This is a genomic window from Streptococcus sp. HMSC061D10 (assembly GCF_001808865.1).
Lineage (GTDB): Bacteria > Bacillota > Bacilli > Lactobacillales > Streptococcaceae > Streptococcus.
Genome location: NZ_KV795009.1, coordinates 89572 through 111736, shown reverse-complemented (window position 1 = coordinate 111736; position 22165 = coordinate 89572). Strand labels below are relative to the sequence as shown.

The 22165-nt window shown below is 39.6% G+C and carries 28 protein-coding genes; 5 read left to right on the top strand and 23 right to left on the bottom strand.

Annotation, left to right across the window (positions count from 1 at the left end; translation table 11 throughout):
- Window positions 1–21: 21 nt before the first annotated feature.
- Window positions 22–1644, bottom strand: coding sequence for a putative polysaccharide biosynthesis protein (locus tag HMPREF2728_RS04215; protein WP_075227138.1), 1623 nt, complete (start codon window positions 1642–1644; stop codon window positions 22–24).
- 103 nt (window positions 1645–1747) lie between these two features.
- Between HMPREF2728_RS04215 and HMPREF2728_RS04210 the strand changes: the two genes are divergently transcribed.
- Window positions 1748–3193, top strand: coding sequence for a UDP-N-acetylmuramoyl-L-alanyl-D-glutamate--L-lysine ligase (locus tag HMPREF2728_RS04210; RefSeq protein ID WP_075227137.1), 1446 nt, complete (start codon window positions 1748–1750; stop codon window positions 3191–3193).
- A 38-nt stretch (window positions 3194–3231) separates the two neighbouring features.
- On the opposite strand, the gene HMPREF2728_RS04205 is transcribed toward HMPREF2728_RS04210, so the two are convergent.
- From HMPREF2728_RS04205 to HMPREF2728_RS04100, 22 genes are all read right to left on the bottom strand, one after another.
- Entirely contained in the window at window positions 3232–3882 is a 651-nt protein-coding gene (locus HMPREF2728_RS04205) for a DUF1803 domain-containing protein (RefSeq protein ID WP_075227136.1), read from the bottom strand.
- The gene (locus HMPREF2728_RS04200; protein ID WP_075227135.1) at window positions 3866–4378 is read right to left on the bottom strand and encodes a YiiX/YebB-like N1pC/P60 family cysteine hydrolase; all 513 of its coding nucleotides are present in this window, start codon (window positions 4376–4378) and stop codon (window positions 3866–3868) included. Before HMPREF2728_RS04200 ends, HMPREF2728_RS04205 begins: the two co-directional genes overlap by 17 nt.
- Before the next feature lie 69 nt (window positions 4379–4447).
- Window positions 4448–5383 (bottom strand): manganese-dependent inorganic pyrophosphatase, encoded by a 936-nt coding sequence (locus HMPREF2728_RS04195; RefSeq protein WP_075227134.1) that lies wholly within the window; start codon window positions 5381–5383, stop codon window positions 4448–4450.
- Window positions 5384–5467: 84 nt separating this feature from the next.
- A complete protein-coding gene (locus HMPREF2728_RS04190; protein ID WP_075227133.1) occupies window positions 5468–5752 on the bottom strand; it encodes a GIY-YIG nuclease family protein in 285 nt (94 codons plus the stop codon).
- A complete protein-coding gene (locus HMPREF2728_RS04185) occupies window positions 5742–6488 on the bottom strand; it encodes a tRNA1(Val) (adenine(37)-N6)-methyltransferase (protein ID WP_000229054.1) in 747 nt (248 codons plus the stop codon). The genes HMPREF2728_RS04190 and HMPREF2728_RS04185 overlap by 11 nt, the downstream gene beginning before the upstream one ends.
- 48 nt (window positions 6489–6536) lie before the next feature.
- Complete coding sequence (locus HMPREF2728_RS04180; protein WP_000689622.1) at window positions 6537–6899, bottom strand: S1 RNA-binding domain-containing protein; 363 nt, start codon at window positions 6897–6899, stop codon at window positions 6537–6539.
- Between the two features lies 1 nt (window position 6900).
- Entirely contained in the window at window positions 6901–8301 is a 1401-nt protein-coding gene (locus HMPREF2728_RS04175; protein ID WP_075227132.1) for a bifunctional Cof-type HAD-IIB family hydrolase/peptidylprolyl isomerase, read from the bottom strand.
- Window positions 8302–8381: 80 nt separating this feature from the next.
- Window positions 8382–8885, bottom strand: a complete 504-nt coding sequence (locus tag HMPREF2728_RS04170) for a GNAT family N-acetyltransferase (RefSeq protein WP_061863221.1) — start codon at window positions 8883–8885, stop codon at window positions 8382–8384.
- A gap of 250 nt (window positions 8886–9135) precedes the next feature.
- Complete coding sequence (rpsR, locus tag HMPREF2728_RS04165) at window positions 9136–9375, bottom strand: 30S ribosomal protein S18 (RefSeq protein WP_000068664.1); 240 nt, start codon at window positions 9373–9375, stop codon at window positions 9136–9138.
- 32 nt (window positions 9376–9407) lie between these two features.
- On the bottom strand, window positions 9408–9878 hold the full coding sequence (gene ssbA / locus HMPREF2728_RS04160; protein WP_000609604.1) for a single-stranded DNA-binding protein SsbA: 471 nt from the start codon (window positions 9876–9878) through the stop codon (window positions 9408–9410).
- 11 nt (window positions 9879–9889) lie between these two features.
- Window positions 9890–10180 (bottom strand): 30S ribosomal protein S6, encoded by a 291-nt coding sequence (gene rpsF / locus HMPREF2728_RS04155; protein ID WP_001151786.1) that lies wholly within the window; start codon window positions 10178–10180, stop codon window positions 9890–9892.
- A gap of 128 nt (window positions 10181–10308) precedes the next feature.
- On the bottom strand, window positions 10309–10965 hold the full coding sequence (locus HMPREF2728_RS04150) for a CBS domain-containing protein (protein ID WP_075227131.1): 657 nt from the start codon (window positions 10963–10965) through the stop codon (window positions 10309–10311).
- A 322-nt stretch (window positions 10966–11287) separates the two neighbouring features.
- Entirely contained in the window at window positions 11288–11998 is a 711-nt protein-coding gene (locus HMPREF2728_RS04145) for an ABC transporter ATP-binding protein (protein WP_000062228.1), read from the bottom strand.
- On the bottom strand, window positions 11998–12762 hold the full coding sequence (locus tag HMPREF2728_RS04140) for an ABC transporter ATP-binding protein (protein ID WP_075227130.1): 765 nt from the start codon (window positions 12760–12762) through the stop codon (window positions 11998–12000). Before HMPREF2728_RS04140 ends, HMPREF2728_RS04145 begins: the two co-directional genes overlap by 1 nt.
- Window positions 12762–13718, bottom strand: coding sequence for a branched-chain amino acid ABC transporter permease (locus HMPREF2728_RS04135; protein WP_049509416.1), 957 nt, complete (start codon window positions 13716–13718; stop codon window positions 12762–12764). Before HMPREF2728_RS04135 ends, HMPREF2728_RS04140 begins: the two co-directional genes overlap by 1 nt.
- 3 nt (window positions 13719–13721) lie before the next feature.
- Window positions 13722–14591, bottom strand: coding sequence for a branched-chain amino acid ABC transporter permease (locus HMPREF2728_RS04130; protein ID WP_000941435.1), 870 nt, complete (start codon window positions 14589–14591; stop codon window positions 13722–13724).
- Between the two features lie 116 nt (window positions 14592–14707).
- Window positions 14708–15868 (bottom strand): ABC transporter substrate-binding protein, encoded by a 1161-nt coding sequence (locus tag HMPREF2728_RS04125; protein ID WP_075227129.1) that lies wholly within the window; start codon window positions 15866–15868, stop codon window positions 14708–14710.
- Between the two features lie 88 nt (window positions 15869–15956).
- Window positions 15957–16226 carry a YlbG family protein gene (locus tag HMPREF2728_RS04120; protein ID WP_060956026.1) on the bottom strand — a complete coding sequence of 90 codons (270 nt, stop codon included), beginning with the start codon at window positions 16224–16226 and terminating at the stop codon, window positions 15957–15959.
- A 75-nt stretch (window positions 16227–16301) separates the two neighbouring features.
- Window positions 16302–16892 (bottom strand): ATP-dependent Clp protease proteolytic subunit ClpP, encoded by a 591-nt coding sequence (clpP, locus tag HMPREF2728_RS04115; protein WP_000613459.1) that lies wholly within the window; start codon window positions 16890–16892, stop codon window positions 16302–16304.
- 172 nt (window positions 16893–17064) lie between these two features.
- Window positions 17065–17694, bottom strand: a complete 630-nt coding sequence (upp, locus tag HMPREF2728_RS04110) for a uracil phosphoribosyltransferase (protein WP_075227228.1) — start codon at window positions 17692–17694, stop codon at window positions 17065–17067.
- Between the two features lie 86 nt (window positions 17695–17780).
- Window positions 17781–18248: a deoxycytidylate deaminase gene (locus HMPREF2728_RS04105; RefSeq protein ID WP_075227128.1), complete on the bottom strand. Its 468-nt coding sequence runs from the start codon at window positions 18246–18248 to the stop codon at window positions 17781–17783.
- 18 nt (window positions 18249–18266) lie between these two features.
- Entirely contained in the window at window positions 18267–18824 is a 558-nt protein-coding gene (locus HMPREF2728_RS04100) for a TetR/AcrR family transcriptional regulator (protein WP_000840875.1), read from the bottom strand.
- Between the two features lie 124 nt (window positions 18825–18948).
- Between HMPREF2728_RS04100 and HMPREF2728_RS04095 the strand changes: the two genes are divergently transcribed.
- Genes HMPREF2728_RS04095 through HMPREF2728_RS04080 form a run of 4 tightly spaced genes read left to right on the top strand, consistent with a single transcriptional unit; the run spans window position 18949 to window position 22055 of the window.
- Window positions 18949–19794, top strand: a complete 846-nt coding sequence (locus HMPREF2728_RS04095; RefSeq protein ID WP_075227127.1) for a DegV family protein — start codon at window positions 18949–18951, stop codon at window positions 19792–19794.
- A gap of 56 nt (window positions 19795–19850) precedes the next feature.
- Window positions 19851–21017, top strand: coding sequence for an aminoacetone oxidase (locus HMPREF2728_RS04090; RefSeq protein WP_075227126.1), 1167 nt, complete (start codon window positions 19851–19853; stop codon window positions 21015–21017).
- 50 nt (window positions 21018–21067) lie between these two features.
- Window positions 21068–21589 carry a DUF1697 domain-containing protein gene (locus tag HMPREF2728_RS04085; protein ID WP_075227125.1) on the top strand — a complete coding sequence of 174 codons (522 nt, stop codon included), beginning with the start codon at window positions 21068–21070 and terminating at the stop codon, window positions 21587–21589.
- Between the two features lie 10 nt (window positions 21590–21599).
- Complete coding sequence (locus tag HMPREF2728_RS04080) at window positions 21600–22055, top strand: 8-oxo-dGTP diphosphatase (RefSeq protein WP_075227124.1); 456 nt, start codon at window positions 21600–21602, stop codon at window positions 22053–22055.
- Window positions 22056–22165: the final 110 nt, after the last annotated feature.

Below are 22165 nucleotides of genomic sequence, written 5' to 3'. Positions count from 1 at the left end.
ATTCGTTTTATTTATAAATTTTTATGATAGTTTTAAACGTGCCCGTAGACGATCTGCTTGAGCCTGTCCAATAACCTTATCTAAGAGTCGAATTCGAAGAGTCATAATACCGTAGAGACCTCCACCTATAGCTCCGATTAGAAGCACGTAAAGGAAACTCCAGAAACGACCTGATGGTTGGAAGACAAAGCCAATCATCCATTGTAAGAAGCCTACAAGGATAAACATAACTAGAGTCAAAATAGTAACTAAGATTGTTCTCTTCAGAATAATCTTTCGACGTGCACCTGTCACCTCACAGATATCTCGGTACATCAAGACATTTGGAATGATGAGACCGATAGTCGTTGAAATGAGAGGACCATAACTATGGAAAATCGCTATCGATGGTAATTGTAAAACAATCTTAGCAATTGAGCCATAAACAAAATACAAGACTGCCTTTCGGTTACGGAACATAGCCTGAAGCATTGGTGACAAGACCATGTACAAGCCTAGAATTGTTGATTGCAAGACCGCAAAGATAAATAAGCCCATAGCCAAGCCATCTGGCTTACCGTAAAAGACTGTATAGAGTGGTTCACCTACCATGACTACTCCAACCGTTGCAGGTAAGAGGAATAGGAAAAGCATGGTAATACTATCTTGCACTAAACGAGAAGCTGCTGGTAAATCCCCCTTGACATAGTTCTCCGTCAAGAGAGGCAGACCAACGCTACCAATCGAAACTCCAACAGAAATGAGAATCATGGTGATTTTATTAGGATTGGCAGAGAAATAAGAAAACATGACAACTAAATCTTCATTATTGTAGTTGGTAAACCACTTCATGCTATTGATAAAGGTCATTTGGTCCAAAATTTGGAAAAGCTGAATAGCTGAACCTGTTATGATAAAAGGAATAGCTTCCTTAATCGTATCCATTAACAGATGTTTGCTATCAATCTTATCTCGCGTTTCAAAGACTTTTTGAAGCATTCCTTCTTTATAGAGGAAATAAAGCAAGACTGCGAAACTAGCTACCATTCCCACAAAGGCCGCAAAGGTAGACTGGGTGACTGCTGCTAGATAGTCTCCTGAACCAAGCTTCATGATGATAAAGGTTGCTAAGAGCATCCAAATAACTCGGATAACTTGCTCAGCGATTTGACTCATGGCATAAGGTTTGAGATTATTCATCCCTTGGAAAAATCCACGGATAACACTCATAGACGGGAAAATCAAGACAGCCCAAGCTAGACTCTGCATAATGGGAATCAAGTCCTTACCGACACCAGAAAGATCTGCCAACCAAGGCGCAAAGAGATATAAGACCAAAGCAAAGACAAGACCTAGTCCAGTCATAAAGCCTAGGAAACTGCGAATCAGAGCAAAACTATGCTCTTCCTCATTCATGGTATTATACTTGGCAACCTGTTTAGCGACCGCCACAGGGATACCTGCTGTCGAAATCAACAAGAACCAAGCATAGATATTGTAACCCATAGTAAAGAGACCATTAGCCTTAGCAGCATAAGTCCCCATCCAGATATACCAAGGGATGATGTAAATGGCCCCAAGCAGGCGACTGATAAAGTTACTAGCCGTTAGCCAGGCAGTTCCGCGTAACATCTGGGCCTGCTGATGATTATTTTCGTTAGACATAACTTCCTCATTTAATTTTAATAACGGAAATGTTCCTTATCTTCCATTATAAACTTTTCCTTGTTACTTGTAAAATTCAGACTTTCGGTTTACAATAGAAAGTATGATAAAGATTGAAACTATATTAGATATTTTAAAGAAAGATGGTCTCTTCCGTGAGATTATCGACCAAGGACATTACCACTACAACTACAACGATGTTATTTTTGACAGCATCAGTTACGATAGCCGAACAACCAAAGAAAATACTCTATTTTTTGCAAAAGGAGCTGCCTTTAAAAAAGAATATCTATTTTCAGCTATCGCACAAGGGCTTAATTGGTACGTGGCTGAACAGGATTATGAAGTTGGTATTCCTGTTATTGTTGTTAACAATATCAAAAAGGCCATGAGTTTGATTGCCATGGAATTTTATGGCAACCCTCAGGAGAAACTGAAAATCCTTGCTTTCACTGGCACTAAAGGAAAAACAACAGCGGCTTACTTTGCCTATCATATCTTGTCCCAACGCTACCCAACAGCCCTCTTATCGACAATGAATACCACTTTAGATGGCAAGACTTTCTTCAAATCTTCCTTCTCAACACCTGAAAATATCGACCTCTTTGATATGATGGCTCAAGCAGTTAAGAATGGAAGAACCCATCTGGTAATGGAAGTTTCCAGCCAAGCATATCTGGTAAATCGAGTGTATGGTTTAACTTTCGACGTGGGAGTTTTTCTCAACATCACACCAGACCATATTGGTCCTATTGAACATCCGACTTTTGAAGATTACTTCTATCATAAACGCCTCTTAATGAAAAATAGCCGAGCAGTTGTCATTAATAGCGATATGGACCACTTCTCTATTCTGAAAGAACAAGTTGTGAACCAAGAGCATGACTTCTACGGTAGCCAGTCAAATAACCAGATTGAAAACTCCAAAGCCTTTAACTTCTCAGCTACTGGTAAATTAGCAGGAGATTATGACATCCAACTAATTGGACATTTCAACCAAGAGAATGCTGTTGCTGCAGGACTTGCTTGTCTTCGTCTAGGTGCTAGTCTTGAAGACATCAAAAAAGGGATTGCGACTACTCGCGTACCTGGTCGTATGGAAGTTCTCACTCAGAAAAATGGTGCAAAAGTTTTCATCGACTACGCCCACAATGGTGACAGTCTTAAAAAACTTATTTCTGTCGTTGAAACTCATCAAACTGGAAAGATTGCTTTAGTACTTGGTTCAACTGGAAACAAGGGAGAAAGCCGTCGTAAGGACTTCGGACTTCTCCTCGATCAACATCCTGAAATTCAAGTCTTTCTAACAGCTGATGATCCAAACTATGAAGATCCGATGGCCATTGCAGATGAAATCAGTAGCTATATCCATCATCCTGTTGAAAAGATTGCTGACCGTGAGCAAGCTATCAAGGCTGCGATGTCTGTTACAGATCAAGAACTGGATGCTGTCATTATCGCTGGTAAAGGAGCTGACTGCTACCAAATCATCCAAGGTAAGAAAGAAGACTATCCAGGTGATGCAGCCATCGCTAAACGTTATCTATAGTATATTTAAAGAAGGCTAGGAAATTTCCTAGTCTTCTTCTATTGTTTTATAAAGATGAGTCTTTCTTTATCAAATTCTACAGTCAACTCATATTTTCCATCTTCATTTTGAACGATGTAGCCTAATAAGACTAAACTATCAACAAAGATATCACGTCGTTTCTGCATGAGTTGATCTTTCTTAAGAAACTTGAGTAAAAAAGTAGTCATGTACTTAAGGGCATACTCAGGATTGACATCCCCTAAAATTTCATACAGTCTCTGCTGTTCTTCCGTCAGTGGATACTGGAACTTGACCTTGTAGAAGTAATTAGACAAGGTCATCTTTTCCCTTGCAAAATCGGTGTGTTCTTTTAAGATAGCTGCATTGGTTTGATTGCGCAATTCGGTCTGAAAATGTTTCCCCAGGATTTCTTGATAGATTTGACTATCATCACTCACATAAACTTCCTGGTCTAGTTCAAGAGATTCTGTAGACTTTAGAAAAGGGAGATTGAGATAATAACGTTTGTTCTCTCTCAAAATCAAGCCCACTTTAATGTATTCCTCCAAATACTTGTCAACTGGAACCTCTGAAAACTGAGCCTTGATTTCACGGAGGATAACATCATCATGCTGATCAAGATAGTCTACCAAATCTCTAAAGAATGGTTGTCGCGTCAAACGAGATGGATTAAAAATCTGAATCATGAAGATTCCTTTCTTTACAAACTAAAAGTGGTGATGCTGCTAATTGACTCGGGTTAGTGCCAGGCTGATTCAGAGGTACAGGAAGCCCCAAATCTCGATAATATTCTCTCCAGAAATCACTGATTTCCTGTGTATCATCACCAAACTTCATGGGAATAGTCTCAAAAATAGGTAGAATATCTGCTACAAACTGAGAACAGTAAAAACCAGCTCCGTCGGGATAAAAGGAAGCATTGTAGGGAGCCCCTAAAAGGCTCTCTGCCAGCTTTTTGACTTCTTTTTGATCCATTTTTGGATAGCGATAAAGGTCATATACTTTCCCGTCTTCAAAGAAATCTTCAGGGGACTGGGCAATGACACCACCTTCAACCGTTGCATGATAAACCTGTCCGTCCAAAAAGATGGCCACATGGCTATAGTGACCAGTAGATTCCTGGATGGCCTGTCCTATATCCGAATCATCTTTCACAAAAATCAAATCCCCATTTTCTAACATACTTCTCTCCTAGCAAAAAAGGAGCCGAGACTCCTTTTTACAATGGGTATCCCCATTTTCGTTTTACAATTAAGCATTAAAGCTTTCTGTCAATTGTGGCACCACTTGTTTCTTACGTGAAACGGCACCTGGAAGGAAGGCATGGTTGTTTTCAAGTTTGAAGTTAAAGGCTGCTTCCACCTTGTCCATGTTGGCACCAAGTGCAAGAATTTCTGAGTTTGAGTTGACGATGTCTGTAATCATCAAGACAAAGTCAGAGTAGCCATTTGCTGTATTTGCGGCTTGGATGGCTGCTTCGATTTCAGCTTGGCGTTCCAAAACTTCAGCGATATCAACTGTATTGACTTGGGCAACACGTACGTTGTTACCGTTCAATTCAAAAGTCTTTGCATCGATGTCGATCAATTCTTCTGCTGACTTGCTTGCCAAATTTGTACCAGCCTTGAGCATTGCAAGACCGTATTCTTCCAAGTTCACACCGGCCAATTCAGCCAATTCAGGCGCAATCACCTTATCTGATGGGTGAGTTGTTGGAGATTTCAAAAGAAGGGTATCTGAAATCAAACCTGAAAGCATCAAACCTGCAATTTCTTTTGGAACAGCTACACCGTGTTCTTTGAACATACGGTAAACGATAGATGATGCTGATCCAACTGGTTCCAAACGCATGTAAAGTGGGCTTGCAGTTTCAAAGTTAGCCACACGGTGGTGGTCCAAAACACCGTAAACTTCTACTTCAGCAATATCTGAAACTGATTGTTGGAATTCATTGTGGTCAGTCAAGATAACTTGTTCTGCACCTTCCGCTTTAGCAGATGTGATCACGCGCGGTGCTTCCACACCAAAATAGTTCAATACGAAAGCTGTTTCTTCATTTGGAGTTCCTAGAGCCACCGCTTCTGTATCCAAACCATAAGCTTCTTTTGCAAGATAAGCAAAGGCTACAGATGAACCAATAGCATCTGAATCTGGATTTTGGTGTCCAAATACTAGAATCTTAGACATGATAATACCTCGTTTCTTTATTCACTCTATTGTAGCATTTTTTTCAATTTTTGACAAAAGTAAGAGGAGTCAAAGAACTCCCCTCTACTCTTCAAAATGACTGATTAAATTTTTTTCTTGGTTGTCAGATAAAAATCTTTCCTTCTGTGGCCTCTTCTTACGTTTTAGAAGTGCTTCGGCTGACATGGCTTCTTCTTTACTATCGAAACCTTCTACATAGATAAGTTTTACTGGCAACCGAGCTCGTGTGTACTTGGCTCCCTTACCACTATTGTGAACGGCGATTCTTTTTTTGACATCCGTTGTATAGCCAGTATAGTAGGTACCATCACAACACTCTACCACATACATATAAGCCTTATGATCCATAGTAAATCTCTTGAATTTCTGGAGTATAGGAACCATCATCATTATGAACAATGAGTGGTGGCAGAACCTTAAAACCACTAGTGGAGCCGTCCTTGATAGCCTCGATCAAAAGCATATTGGCTTCTTTCTCCCGTTTAGGGTAAACAAATTGCAGACGCTTTGGAGCTAGATTATGCTGTTGAAGCGTGTCTAAAATATCTAACAATCGATCAGGACGATGGACCATGGCCAAACGCCCATTGGATTTGAGAATGCTTTGGGCACTACGGCAGATTTCCTTAAGATTGGTCGTAATTTCGTGCCGAGCCAACAAATAGTGCTCACTCTCGTTCAGATTAGAATTTGGGTCCACCTTAAAATAGGGAGGGTTGCATAAAATCAAATCAACCTTACTCCCCTGAATGTAAGCAGGCATATTTTTCAAATCATCACAAATGACCTGCATCTGTTCTTCTAAGCCATTTAATCGGACTGACCGGTCTGCCATATCCGCCAATCGTTCCTGGATTTCAACAGACAGAATTTTCGCCTTAGTACGACTACTGGCAAAAAGTCCAACAGCTCCATTACCCGCACAAAAATCCACTATCAAGCCATTTTTAGGAAAGCGAGGAAAGCGTGACAAAAGTACACTATCCACCGAATAGCTGAAAACCTCTCTATTTTGAATAATCTTGATATCTGTAGAAAAGAGCTGATTGATTCTCTCTCCTGATTTTAATAATTCTTCTACCATACTTCTATTATAACAAACTATATTAACATTTCAAGAGAGAAAAATCAATTAAGACTTTTTCTTATTTAGATTAGAGATAGCTTCCTTGGTCCAGATAGGCATCATGCGAGCCAAAGGAGCAAATCCGTATTTGACACGGTCACTTGAAAAACGTCTCCGTCTCGGTAATTGATGTTTCTCTTCTTCCAAAGTCCGAATAGAAAGACTTGCTTTCCCTGTATATTCGTCCAAATCGACAACCTGGACTTGAACTTCTTCACCGATTTTCAGTACATCATAGATATTCTCAATAAATCCTGTACGAATTTCAGAAATATGAATCAAGCCCGTGATACCAGTCTCTAACTCCACAAAGGCTCCATAAGACTGAATCCCTGTAATTCGCCCTGTTAGCTTATCACCTATTTTCATTTTAGTCCTCGATTTCAATCGTTTCGATGACGACATCTTCAACTGGTTTGTCCATTACACCTGTTTCTACACCTGCAATTGCATCCAGAACTTCATAAGAAGCTTCATCCGCAAGCTGTCCAAAAACTGTGTGACGACGATCAAGGTGAGGAGTTCCACCTTGATCCGCATAAATTTCCGCAATTGGTTCTGGCCAACCACCACGAGCAATTTCTTTCTTAGAATATGGCAAGTGTTGATTTTGCACGATAAAGAACTGGCTACCATTTGTATTTGGCCCAGCATTAGCCATAGAAAGGGCTCCACGGACATTGTAAAGTTCTTCTGAAAACTCATCCTCAAAAGATTCTCCATAGATTGACTCGCCACCCATACCAGTTCCAGTTGGGTCTCCACCTTGAATCATAAAGTCCTTGATAATACGATGGAAAATGACACCATCATAGTAACCATCTTTAGACAGAGCAATAAAGTTGGCAACTGTTTTTGGTGCATGCTCAGGGAAAAGCTTAATACGCAAGTCTCCATGATTTGTCTTAATAGTCGCAATCGGACCTTCTACTGCTTCAATGTCTACTTGTGGAAACTGTAATTCTTTTTCTACCATACCAAATCCTTCTAAGGCATCGAAAATGCCATCCTCTTCTAATGTTTTTGTAATATAATCTGCTTTTTCTTTGATTTTGTCATGAGAAACACCCATAGCGACACTAATGCCTGCATAATCAAAGAGCTCTAAATCGTTAAGTCCGTCCCCAAAAACCATCACGTTCTCAGGTTTAAGACCTAAATGTTCTACAACTTTTGCTACACCAGCTGCTTTTGAACCTGAAATTGGTACCACATCTGACGAATGTTCATGCCAGCGTACCATACGCAAAGTCGATGCTAAACTTTCAGGCAAAGTCAGGTCATCTCCCTGATCCTCAAAAGTCCACATCTGATAGATGTCTTCTTTTTCATAAAAATCTGGATCTACATCTAAGTCGGGATAAATTGGATCAATGGCCTCACTAATCAACTCAGTTCTAGTGGAGAGTTTAGCAGTATGACTACCAACTAAACCATAGTCAATCCCCACTTCCTTAGTCCAAGCAATATAGCTTTCAACCTTATCTTTAGAGATTTTGTTACTATCAATCACATTGCCTTTTTTATCCTCAATATAGGCACCATTCAGAGTAACAAAAAAGTCATGTTTAAGCTCGCGAATCTCTGGCACGACACCGAAAATCCCACGACCAGTCGCAATCCCAGTCAAAATACCTTTTTCACGTAATTGTTGAAATACTGTTGGAATTGCGGTTGGGATAAAACCAGTCTTTGAGTCTCTCAAAGTATCATCAATATCAAAAAAAACAATCTTTATCTTTTTCGCCTTATATCTTAATTTCGCATCCATCTCATTACCTCCTTCAATTCACTCTTTCCATTATACCATAAAGTAGAGGAATCCCACATCCCCAATAAAATCCTTGTCTCTTATCCGAATTCCTTTACTAGATACAAAACCAAATCATCATTATTTTGGCTAGTTGCATTCATTTCTAAGGGTTGATTTCGATACCAGACACCTGTCCCATCTGGAATGTAGCCCCGTCTGATATACAATCTCTGGGCAGGGCCATAGCCTAAGTGCAAACCTACACCAAGAGTGACCTTACTCGAAACAAACTTGACTCGTTTTTCTGCTTCTTCTAGCAGTTGATTCCCAATCCCTTGATTTCGAAAAGGCTCAAACACATTAAAATCTGATAATTCTGGATAGACTTCTGCAAAAGGACCATGTTTAGCAGAGGGCAAAATGGTAACGTAGCCCGCTACAACACCATCAATCTCTGCAACTAAGACTTCTCTCTCCCCACTTTCCTGTTCCAGAAAATATCTAGCCAAAATTTCCTCTCTACCAGACCAACCTTGATTCATAAATCCATGAGATAAGGATTCAATATCAGACTTAATCATATTTCTAATCGTACAATTCATCTTTGACTTACCCATCTTTACTCTTTCTATTACCATTATAGCACGCCAAGATCAGAAAAAAACTATCTCGTGAAAAAAGACCCGTTGGGGTCCTAATTTGCTTCCTTATTTTCAATCTCATGAAAAAGAGGTCCACTGAACCCAAACTCGCTCTCTCATTTCAAATCTCGTGAAAAAAAGACCCGTCGGGGTCTTAATTCGCTTTCTTGTTTTCAAGCTCATGAAAAAGAGGTCCACTGGACCCCTTTTTTTAATCTTCGTTTACGAAAGGCATCAAAGCCATTACGCGAGCGCGTTTGATAGCTGTTGTTACTTTACGTTGGTTTTTAGCTGAAGTTCCAGTTACACGACGAGGAAGGATTTTCCCACGTTCTGAAACGAAACGGCTAAGAAGCTCAGTATCTTTGTAATCAACATATTCAATTTTGTTTGCTGCGATGTAATCAACTTTTTTACGGCGTTTGAATCCGCCACGACGTTGTTGAGCCATGTTTTTTTCTCCTTTATAGTATTAATTGTCCATTAGAATGGTAAATCATCATCTGAAATATCCAAAGGATTTGTTGTTCCGAATGGATTTTCATCACGTGAAAAGTCAGGCACTGATTGAGTAGGTGCTGAATAGTTTGAACTTGGTGCAGAATAAGCTCCACCAGTATGTCCTTCACGCACACTACGGCTTTCCAACATTTGGAAATTCTCAGCCACGACTTCCGTCACGTAGACACGTTGTCCTTGCTGGTTATCGTAACTACGAGTCTGAATACGGCCTGTCACCCCGATAAGTGAGCCTTTTTTAGCCCAATTAGCAAGATTTTCAGCCTGTTGGCGCCACATAACGACATTGATAAAATCAGCCTCACGTTCGCCATTTTGACTCTTAAATGTACGGTTTACTGCAAGAGTAAAAGTCGCAACTGCTACATTTGATGGGGTATAACGCAACTCAGCGTCACGAGTCATACGCCCTACAAGTACAACATTGTTAATCATAATCTACCTTCTTACGCGTCAGTTTTGACGATCATGTGACGAAGAATGTCAGCGTTGATTTTTGAAAGACGGTCAAACTCTTTAAGAGCTGCATCATCATTTGCTTCAACGTTAACGATGTGGTAAAGTCCTTCGCGGAAATCTTGGATTTCGTATGCAAGACGACGTTTTTCCCATGTTTTTGATTCAACAACAGTTGCACCGTTGTCAGTCAAGATAGAGTCAAAACGTGCTACCAAAGCGTTTTTCGCTTCTTCTTCAATGTTTGGACGAATGATATAAAGAATTTCGTATTTAGCCATTGATATGTTCCTCCTTTTGGTCTAATGACCCCAAGACTTTGCAAGGGGTAAGTGAGGTTTGCTCACAATAAATTATTATACTAGAAAAAAATTTTTTTCGCAAGTAAAAAATGCTTCTATTTTATTTTTTACAGTTTTTTTGCAGAAGTTTGTGTAATTTCTTCAACCTGAATATTCTCAGATTCAAATTTCTGTTTAAAGGTAGCTAGATCAATCGTTCCCTCAATTTGAACTTCGATAACAATCTTACCATCTTTACGTGGAATATTAACAGTATGAGAGATATTAAGATTTTCCTCAACGATTAAAGAAACAATCTTACCAAGTACCCCAACTTCATTTTCTGTGATAAAACGAACACGGATTCCCTCTTCGCCATAACCAGAAATTTCAAGAAATGCTCTGAATACATCACGGTCAGTAATAACACCATAGACTTGTTCGTTATCAATAACTGGCAAGATTCCAATCTTATTTTTCAGCATAAGATAGGTTGCATCTTCCAAACTTGCATAACCGGAGACAGTTACAACATTACGAATCATGACGTCTTTTACTTTTGTTTTATTAAGCAAGTAATTCATCTCAAAGATTGAAAGACTCGTTGCTTTTGATGGACTGGCTTCAGCAATTGTTCCTTCTGTTACTAGACCAACTAATTTATCATTTTCAATAACAGGAAGACGATGCAAACCTTGTTCGCGCATCAAGTCTGCTGCATGTGCTACAGTCGTATCTGGGCTAATATATACGACCTTTCGTGTCATAAAATCTTTAACTGCCATAGGAACTCTCCTTTATGTTTATAGCTTTATTATACACTTTTTACGAAAATCAATCAAACGCTTTCATCTCTTTTTCAAGATTCTGAAAACTCTGAAATACTATAAAAAGAGCCCTATATTAGGGCCCTCAATCTTATGATTATGTAATTTGTTTGGCAATCTTTCCCGCCGACTAAGATAATCTTTACCCGCCGACTAAAACAATCCACTGGTTCTGATGATTACCAAGCAATCTCTATCCGCCGACTAAAAAGGTCCCCCGGACTAATGTGGATTGCTTTGCAATCTTTATCTGCCGACTAAAACAATCCACTGGATTGTTTTAGCCACCTAGATATGCTTTTCTGACTTCGTCTGATGCTGCGAGCTCTTTACCTGTTCCTGATAGGACAATCTTTCCTGTTTCAAGAACATAGCCTCGATCTGCGATGGCAAGTGCCTTATTGGCATTTTGCTCGATCAAAAGAACGGTCGTACCTTGTTTTTGAATATCTTGGATGATATCAAAAATTTCTTGGATAAAAATTGGAGCAAGCCCCATTGATGGTTCATCTAAGAGAAGAAGTTTAGGCGTTGACATAAGCGCACGTCCCATAGCAAGCATCTGCTGTTCACCACCTGATAGAGTAGCTGCATCTTGGTTTTTACGTTCTTCTAAACGCGGGAAACGTGAAAATACTTTTTTCAGATTTGCTTGATTTTCTTCACGATTTTTCTTAAGGAAGGCTCCCATTTCCAAGTTTTCCATAACTGTCAAACCAGGGAAGACGTGACGTCCTTCTGGTACTTGAGAAAGTCCTGATGCCACAATTTTTTGTGCAGGCATCTTTTGGATTTCTTGTCCCAAAAATTCAATTCGACCAGAACTTGGACGAACAAGGCCTGATAAGGTACGAAGGATGGTTGTTTTACCAGCACCGTTTGCACCGATAAGGGAAACAACTTCCCCTTCATTTACTTCAAAGCTCACATCACGTACAGCTTGAATCATACCATAGTGTACTGAGAGGTTTTCAACTTTTAACATAGACATTAGGCTTCACCTCCAAGATAAGCTTCGATAACACGTTTATTACTCTTGATTTCATCTGGTGTCCCGTGAGCAATCAAACGACCGTACTCAAGAACATAGATACGCTCCGTAACTTCCATAACCAAGTTCATATCATGTTCAATCAGCATGATAGTAATCTTGAATTCATCCTTAATACGACGAATCAACTCAGTCAATTCTGCAGTTTCTTGTGGATTCATACCCGCTGCAGGCTCATCCAAGAAGAGGATTTTAGGTTCTGTAGCAAGAGCACGAACAATCTCTAAGCGACGTTGTTGACCATAGGCTAAATTTTTAGCTAGAGTTTCAGCATCTCCATCCAAATCAAAGATTTTTAGTAATTCTAAGGCTTTAGCTTTCAATTCTTTTTCATTTTTATAAAAAGCTGGTAAGCGCAAGAAACTTGCAAAAACATGTTGTTTATGATGGTTACTAAATGCAATCAGAACGTTATCCAAAACTGTCAAGTCTTTAAAGAGGCGGATGTTTTGGAAGGTACGCCCTAAACCAAGAGCAGCAATTTTATAGGGTTGCTTGCCATTTAACAAGTGGCCATCCAAGGTTACTGTTCCTTCGCTTGGTTCATAAACTCCAGTCAGCAAGTTGAAAAGAGTTGTTTTCCCAGCACCATTCGGTCCAATCAAACCAACAAGTTCACCTTCGTTCAATTCGAGAGTGACGTCCCCAACGGCTGTCAGACCACCAAAATGTTTGGTTAAATTTTTTACTTCAAGCAATGCCATTAGTTTTGTCCCTCCTTCTTACCTTTTTTAAAGAGACGTGATAGGCTCAATTCCCAAGTCCCAAGAAGACCACCTGGTCTGAAGATCATAACGAGTACTAAGGCCAAAGCATAGATAATCATACGAACGCTGGCCACATCTTGAAGGAGCATGTTCAAGATTCCAAGCACGATTGCAGCAACAATTGCCCCTGTAATGGATCCTAAACCACCAAATACAACGATAATCAATACATTGATAGAGTTGATGAACGTATAATCTTTTGGTACGACTGATCCGATAAATCCTGACTGAAGAGTACCAGCGATACTTGCAGTAACAGCACCAAAAACAAAAGCGATGATTTTAATTTTTGTAGTATTTACCCCTACTGACTCAGCAGCAATCTCATCTTCACGAACAGATAAAGTTAAACGCCCGATAGGACTACGAAGGAAATTGAGAGTAGCAATCGTTGTAATCACAGCAAAGAAATATACCATTTGCCAAGTTGTAAAGTTAGGAATCCCCAAAATACCAGCAGCACCGTTTGTAAGGCTTCCACCATTAATAATGAAGATACGAATAATTTCAGCAACACCAAGTGTCGCAACCGCAAGATAATCCCCTTTCAAACGTAGGGTAGGAATTCCAACGACCAAGGCAACCAGACCAGCAATGATTGCACCGAGCAACATAGCTCCAAAGAATGCACCATAGGTTGGAGATTTTGATCCGATAATGGCTGCTGCATAGGCACCAATAGCCATAAATCCAGCATGTCCAAGTGAAAACTGACCAGAGAACCCAACGATAAGGTTAAGACCTACTGCTAGAATAATGTTGATACCGATTTGTTCAATAATCTGAATATGGAAAAGGTTCAAGACTCCTATAGAAACCAATAGGCTAATCAAACCATATCCAAGCAACAAAAGGAATAACCATAGAATATTAACTTTTAAATTTTCTTTCATTGTTTACACCTTCTCTTTCACATTCTTACCGAGGATACCAGCTGGGCGAACAATCAAGATTAAGAGTAAGATTCCATACACGATGGCATCACGGAAATCTGACATTCCGAAGGCGGTAGCAAATGTCTCCAAAAGACCAATAACAAAGCCACCCAGAGCTGCACCAGGGATAATTCCGATACCACCAAGAACGGCAGCCACGAATGATTTTATACCTGGAGTCATTCCCATCAATGGTTCAAGAGAGTTATAGTAAAGCGCAATCAAGACACCCGCTGCACCAGCTAGAGCTGAACCCAATGCAAAGGTGAAGCTGATTGTACGGTTCACGTTAATCCCCATCAGCTGAGCAGCATCACTATCTACAGAAACAGCACGCATGGCTTTCCCCATCTTGGTTTTTTGTACGATGAGTTGTAGAAGAACCATCAAAACAAGTGAGACAGTCAAAATCAACAATTGAATATTTGTTAGACTGATTGGTCCTAAGTCATAACGCACTGTTTGGATTGCTTGAGGAAAGGCACGTGTGTTGGCACCTACCAGATAGACCATTCCATACTCCAGTAAGAAGGATACCCCGATAGCTGTAATCAATACAGAGATTCGAGTTGAATGACGTAATGGACGATAAGCTAGGAACTCAATGATAACACCGAGAATCGCTGTACCGATCATCGATAAGATCAAGGCAACAAAGAAATTTAATTGCAAGGAATTAATCAAGAAATAACCCATGAAAGCACCCATCATGTAAATATCACCATGGGCAAAGTTAATGAGCTTGATAATTCCATAAACCATAGTATAACCTAGGGCTAGTAGCGCATAGACACTACCCAAGATTAGACCATTGACAAGTTGTTGAAGCATATGGTTCACTCTTTCTAATTATTATTTTTAGGATTTTTTTTAAAAAAAATAATCCTTTCATAAATACCGAAACAGGGAGTGAGTAAAAGCTCATTCCCCATTTCCTGTATCTATAATTATGGTTTTACGACTTCTGCCGCTTCTACTTTACCATTATTCATGGTCATCATGAAGGCTGTTTTCACAGTGTTGTGATCTGCATCAAAGCTTGTTTGACCTGTAACACCTTCGAAGTTTTGTGTTTTAGCAAGATTGTTCTTGATATCAACTGAAGTTTTTGCACCTTTTGCTGCATTAGCTACAAGGTAAACTGAGTCATAAGCAAGAGCTGCAAATGTTGAAGGATCTTCGTTGTATTTTGCACGGTAGGCTTCAAGGAAGGCTTTTGCCTTATCTGAAACATCTACAGTAGTTGAGAAACCTGAGATGAAGTAGATATTTGATGCGCGTTCGGCTGTTGCTTGTTGAACAAATTCTGCACCGTTGAATCCATCACCACCGATGATTGGTTTATCAATTCCCATACCACGAGCTTGGTTTACAATCTTACCAGCTTCTGTATAGTAACCTGGCAATACGATTGCATCAAAGTCTTTATCTTTGATTTTTGTCAAAGCTGCTTGGAAGTCAGTGTCACCTGATACAAATGTTTCATCTGCTACGATTTCGCCTGAGAATGAATCACGGAATGATTTTGCAATTCCTTTAGCGTAGTCACTTGAGTTATCTGTATATAAGACTACTTTCTTAGCGTTCAACTTGTTTGTAACATAGTTAGAAATGATTTTCCCTTGGAAGCTATCTTGGAATGTTCCGATGAAAAGGAAATCTTGACCTTTTGTCAAACCATCTTGAGTAGCACTTGGAGAAATCAATGGAACTCCAGCTTGTGTAGCATTTGCTACTGCTGCTGCAGTTGCACCTGAAGTTGCAGGTCCTACGATAGCTGCTACTTTAGATTGAGTAACAAGGTTTGTTGAAACTGAAGCAGCTTCAGCAGTTTCAGATTTGTTATCTTTGTCTACTACTTCGATTTGTTTTCCATCGATACCACCTGCTGCGTTAATTTCATCAACTGCAAGTTGGGCACCTTTTTGTTCAGATGTACCGTAAGATGCTACAGCACCAGTTTCTTCAAAGTTGAAACCAATTTTAACGACTTTCTCATCCACTGGGTTACCAGTTGAGTTTGAAGCTCCTGACTTCACTTCTCCACAAGCTGCTAAAACAGCCACACTTGCAAGAGCTACAAGTGACAAGGCAAATTTTTTCTTCATGTTTATCTCCTTTTAATTTCTTAATTTAAATTACATGTTAAGAATATACCGAATTATCAGAAAATTGTCAACACATTTATCTGAATTTTTACATGATAACGTTTTCGTTATTTCTGTAGAGACTACCAACAAAGGGAGTTTCCAATTCTTGGATATGACATCGTCTCACTTTTTTGACAAATTTCTCTTTTCCTAAACGGCTAACCAGTTCTTCCACTTCTTCTGTTGGGACATAAAGTTGCAGATAACGGTGTTTTTTTGAGTGGTAACAAATATCACCATAATTATCGATTTTTTTTGCATCACGATTATAGTATAGGTAGATAATCAGACCAGACCGATTCTCTTTTTGAAACATATTACAACTTCCTTCTAACAATCTTCTTACTATTATATCAAAAAAAGCAAGCTCAGTCGAGCTTGCTTTAGTAGTTTAATTCAAAGAATTATTAGCCATGATTTCATCAATGAAACCATATTCAAGTGTTTCTTGAGCGCTCATCCAGTAATCACGTTCAGCATCTGCATGGATTTGCTCAACTGATTTACCAGAATTATCTGCAAGAATTTGCTCCAAAGTTTTACGAGTTTTAAGCAAGTGTTCAGCAGCAATCGCCATATCTGTTTGCTGTGTACCACCACCTGTACCACCCATCGGTTGGTGAATCATGTACTCGGCATTTGGAAGCATAAAACGCTTGCCTTTTGCTCCACTTGAAGCAATGATTGTTCCCATTGAAGCAGCCATCCCCATAACAATGGTTTGGACATCTGCCTTGATAAAGTTCATAGTATCAACGATTGCCAAACCAGCTGATACAGAACCACCTGGAGTATTTACATAAAGGTAGATATCTTTTGTACTATCTTGGGCATCCAAAAAAAGCAATTGGGCGATAACTGAATTGGCCATATTGTCTTCGACTGGTCCAGTCAACATAATGATACGATCTTTTAAAAGACGTGAGTAAATGTCATATGAACGTTCTCCACGACTTGTTTGTTCAATAACTACAGGAATCATTCATTTCTCCTTCTGATTTCTAAATTTCCTAGTCAAGCGACTTGATACAGGACTATTATATCTTTTTGGTCAAAAAAGGTCAAATTTTTGCTCTATCCTAAAAACAGACACAAAAATTTAACCTCCTTTCTAGACTAAAACTAATGAACAGTTTTAGGGTAAGCTTAGAATTTTACTTAGTTCCGAACAAACGGTCTCCAGCGTCACCAAGACCTGGAACAATATAGCCATGTTCGTTCAAGCGTTCATCCAAAGCTGCTGTAAAGATTTCTACATCTGGGTGAGCTTCTTGAAGAGCTTTTACACCTTCTGGAGCAGATACAAGGCAGACAAATTTGATGTTTGATGCTCCACGTTTTTTGAGGGAATCAACAGCCAAGATTGCAGAACCACCTGTTGCAAGCATAGGGTCAACCACAAAAATTTGACGTTGGTCGATATCTTCAGGTAATTTAACCAAGTATTCTACTGGTTGAAGAGTTTCTTCGTCACGGTACATACCAATATGTCCAACTTTGGCTGCTGGAACCAAGCTCAACAGCCCATCGACCATCCCGATACCTGCACGCAAGATTGGAACAATTGCCAATTTTTTACCAGCCAATTGTTTTTGGACTGTTTTTGTGATAGGTGTTTCGATTTCAACGTCTTCAAGCGGAAGATCACGAAGCACTTCATAGCCCATCAACATAGCGATTTCATCAACTAATTCACGAAATGCTTTAGTAGAAGTGTCTGTGCGACGCAAGATTGACAATTTATGTTGGATTAGTGGATGATCGATAACTTCAATTTTTCCCATTTTCTGAATTCCTTCTTTCAATTTATTCTTCTTATTATATCAAAAATTGGTTTAAAAATCCTTCTAAACCATCTTTTTTTTAATTTTTAAATCAAGTTAGCTTCTTGAAGAGCTGCTTGTACTGTCTCAAGTGGTAAATGGGTCAACTCTGTCCCTTTTTCACTATAGAGATACTGGGCGTAGTCGTCCATACGGTACTGGTTAATATAAACAACACGCTCACAACCTACCTGAAGCAATTGCTTGGTACAGTTGAGGCATGGAAAATGTGTAACGTAGGCTGTAAATCCTTTTGGAACGCCACGCTCTGACCCTTGTAAGATAGCATTCACTTCTGCATGAAGGGTACGAACACAGTGGCCCTCAATCACCAGACAGTCATGGTCAATACAATGCTCCGTTCCTGATACAGAACCATTGTATCCCGTTGAAATCACCTTATTATCCTTGACTAAAACAGCTCCTACCTTAGCGCGTTTACAGGTTGAACGATTGGCAATCAATAGAGCTTGAGCAGCAAAATACTCATCCCAAGCCAGTCTTTTTTCTGTCATATCTTCTCTCCTCTTGGTTTATTTTTTGAAAAATGGTAGGCGTAAATCTGCAATTTTTTCAGCAGGAACCTTCATTCCATCCTTAATCCATTTAAGCAAAACTGATACGATGGCAGAACTCCAAAAAGAATGCAGGTAAGAGCTGACTCCTTTTGATTTTCCATAGTATTTTTCTAAAAATTCTTGCATGGCTTGCACAAAGATTTTTTCCAAGTGGTAGTCCAAGGCAAGCTGAATGACCTTAGCCTCTTTCTTGGCTTCTCTAAAGAGGCGAACCCAAACCAGATAGAGGTCCGTTTTAACATCGTAATGGCTCAATTGCTCCATAATGTTATGGACGCTTCGTTTAAAGACACTTTCTAAAATCTCTTCTTTGGAGTCATAGTTTCGATAAAAGGCTGCACGGGAAACACCAGCACGTTTGACCAACTCAGAAATGCTAATCTTTGTCAATTCCTTTTTCTCCAAAAGTTGCAAGAGAGCTGTTTCGATAGCTTCTCTGGTCAGTAAATTGGATTCTTGATTGGATTTTCTGAGATTTTCAAGTGAATTTTCGGAAATTCTTCGTTCGGCCATAACACTTCCTTTCTACTTGTGACAACAGAGTGACGAGACTTTTGTTTTAAGCACTTTCATGATATAATTGTAGAAAAAGACAGAACCTTTGTCAATGTATAAGTGACAAAGATGGAGAATTTCTATGACTTGGAAGATTGTGGCAGATTCTGGTTGTGATTATCGTCAATTACCTACTCCTGCGATTGACACTGAATTTGTAAGTGTTCCTTTAACCATTCAAGTGGCTGATCAAGTCTTTATTGACGATGCTAGTCTTGATATTGACAAAATGATGGAAACCATGTATGCAACTTCTGAAGCTTCAAAATCAGCTTGTCCTAGCCCTGATGATTACTTGCGAGCATTTGAAGGGGCAAAACATATTTTTGTAGTGACCATTACAGGAACTCTTTCTGGTAGTCAAAACAGCGCTCAATTAGCTAAGAATCTCTATCTCGAAGAACATCCTGATACTCAGATTCATGTTATTGACAGCTTGTCTGCTGGTGGGGAAGTTGATCTAATCGTTGAGAAAATCAATGATTTGATTGACCAAGGACTTTCCTTTGAAGAAGTGGTTAATGCTATTACTGCTTACCAAGAAAAAACTAAGTTATTGTTCGTTCTCGCTAAGGTTGATAATCTGGTTAAGAATGGTCGCTTGAGTAAACTGATCGGTACAGTTGTTGGGCTCCTCAATATTCGTATGGTTGGGGAAGCAAGTGAAACTGGAACCTTGGAACTCCTCCAAAAGGCTCGTGGTGCTAAAAAATCTCTTCAAGCTACCTATGAAGAATTAATTAAAGCTGGCTATGCTGGTGGACGTATCGTCATGGCTCACCGCAGTAATGATAAATTCTGCCAACAGCTTTCTGAACGTGTGCGTGAAACATTCCCACAAGCTGATATTAAGGTTCTCCCAACTTCTGGACTTTGTAGTTTCTATGCAGAAGAGGGTGGACTTCTCATGGGATATGAAATTGACTAATAAATCAAACAGGAGATGACTTATCATCTCTTGTTTTTTTATGGTACAATACTTTTATGAAACATTTTGACACTATTGTAATTGGGGGGGGCCCTGCTGGTATGATGGCTACCATTTCCAGTAGCTTTTATGGGCAGAAAACCCTCCTCATCGAAAAAAATCGAAAACTTGGAAAAAAATTAGCTGGTACTGGTGGTGGTCGCTGCAACGTGACCAACAACGGAACTCTAGATGACCTATTAGCTGGCATACCTGGAAATGGACGCTTCCTATACAGTGTCTTTTCCCAGTTTGATAACCATGATATCATCAACTTTTTTACTGAAAATGGCGTAAAACTCAAGGTCGAAGACCATGGCCGCGTCTTTCCAGCCAGTGACAAATCTCGGACCATTATCGAAGCTTTGGAAAAGAAAATCATGGAGCTAGGTGGGCAAGTTGCCACTCAAACAGAGATTGTTTCTGTTAAAAAGATAGACGACAAATTTGTCCTTAAGTCCGCAGACCAAACCTTCACTTGTGATAAACTCATCGTCACAACTGGTGGAAAATCCTATCCTTCCACTGGGTCAACTGGTTTTGGCCATGAGATTGCTCGCCACTTCAAACACACCATTACCGAGCTTGAGGCTGCTGAAAGTCCATTGTTGACTGATTTCCCGCATAAGGCCTTGCAGGGAATTTCCCTAGACGATGTGACCCTAAGCTATGGCAAGCATGTCATCACTCATGACCTACTCTTTACCCACTTTGGTTTGTCAGGTCCTGCTGCGCTACGCATGTCTAGCTTTGTCAAAGGTGGGGAAATTCTCTCTCTAGATGCCTTGCCACAACTTTCAGAAGGTGACTTAGTTGACTTTTTAGAAGAGAACCGTGAAAAGTCCTTGAAAAATGCCTTAAAAACTTTACTCCCTGAACGCTTGGCAGAATTTTTTGTCCAAGGATATCCTGAAAAAGTCAAACAACTAACTGAAAGAGAACGCGATCAACTTCTCCAGTCTATCAAGGCACTCAAAATCCCTGTGACAGGAAAAATGTCCTTGGCTAAATCCTTTGTTACCAAAGGAGGTGTTAGTCTCAAGGAAATCAATCCTAAAACGCTGGAAAGCAAACTGGTTCCTGGCCTTCACTTTGCAGGAGAGGTACTGGATATCAACGCCCACACAGGTGGCTTTAACATCACTTCTGCCCTCTGTACTGGCTGGGTGGCAGGCTCAAACTAGAACTATAAATGATATAGTATCTAAAGATATTGGATAAGAAAGGAGCTATTTTGGAACATATTATTTTACTGAGAGGTGTTACACCGAATGGACAAAATGCTATCCCAAAAATGTCTTATCTAGTAGATATCTTAACAGAGGTTGGTTTTCAACACGTTCGAACTTATATTCAAAGTGGAAATATTATTCTTGAAAGCGACTTAGCCATAGAAGAAATACGAGAACAAGTCCATACTCTAATAAAAGAAAAAATCGGAGCCGACTTGAAAATGGTTATTAAAAATAAGAGTGATTTTACAAAAATTGTCCAAGAAAATCCGTTTGGAGAACACTATCTTTATGACCGTATACATATAATTCTTTTCCAGAATGCTATCCAAAGTCTACCATTAGAAAAATTGAATATTGACTATGGTGAAGAAGAAATTTGTATCGGCAACCATTGTCTTTACCTCTATCTCCCTAGAACTGCAAAACGAAAAAAGCTTAATACCAACTATCTCGAAAAGCTGTTCGGCGTTGATCTGACCATGCGAAAGTTAAACGTGGTAGAAAAATTACTAACAAAATAGGAAAAATAAGATGAACAGAAGAGAATCAGTCGAATTTGTCAACATGTGCTTGATTAAAAATGGGGACAAGGTCCTAGTTCAAGACCGAGTTAGTCCTAACTGGCCTGGCATTACTTTTCCTGGTGGCCATGTTGAACGTGGCGAATCCTTTGTTGATGCTGTCATTCGCGAAGTGAAGGAAGAAACTGGTCTGACCATTTCTAAACCCCAACTCTGCGGTATCAAAGATTGGTATGATGATGCAGATTATCGCTATGTTGTCCTCTTTTACAAAACTGAACACTTTACTGGTGAGCTCCAATCTTCAGACGAAGGAAAAGTCTGGTGGGAGGATTTTGAAAATCTATCTCATCTAAAATTAGCTACTGAGGATATGTCTGACATGCTTCGTGTTTTTCTCGAAGAGGACCTCAGTGAATTCTTTTACTACAAGGATGGAGAAGACTGGTCTTACCAACTCAAATAACAGTAAATCGGCAGAGGTCACTCCGCCGATTTTATCTTATCTAATCTTCAAGCTAGGTCTGTATCCTACTACTAATACTTAATGAAAATCAAAGAGCAAACTAGAAAGCT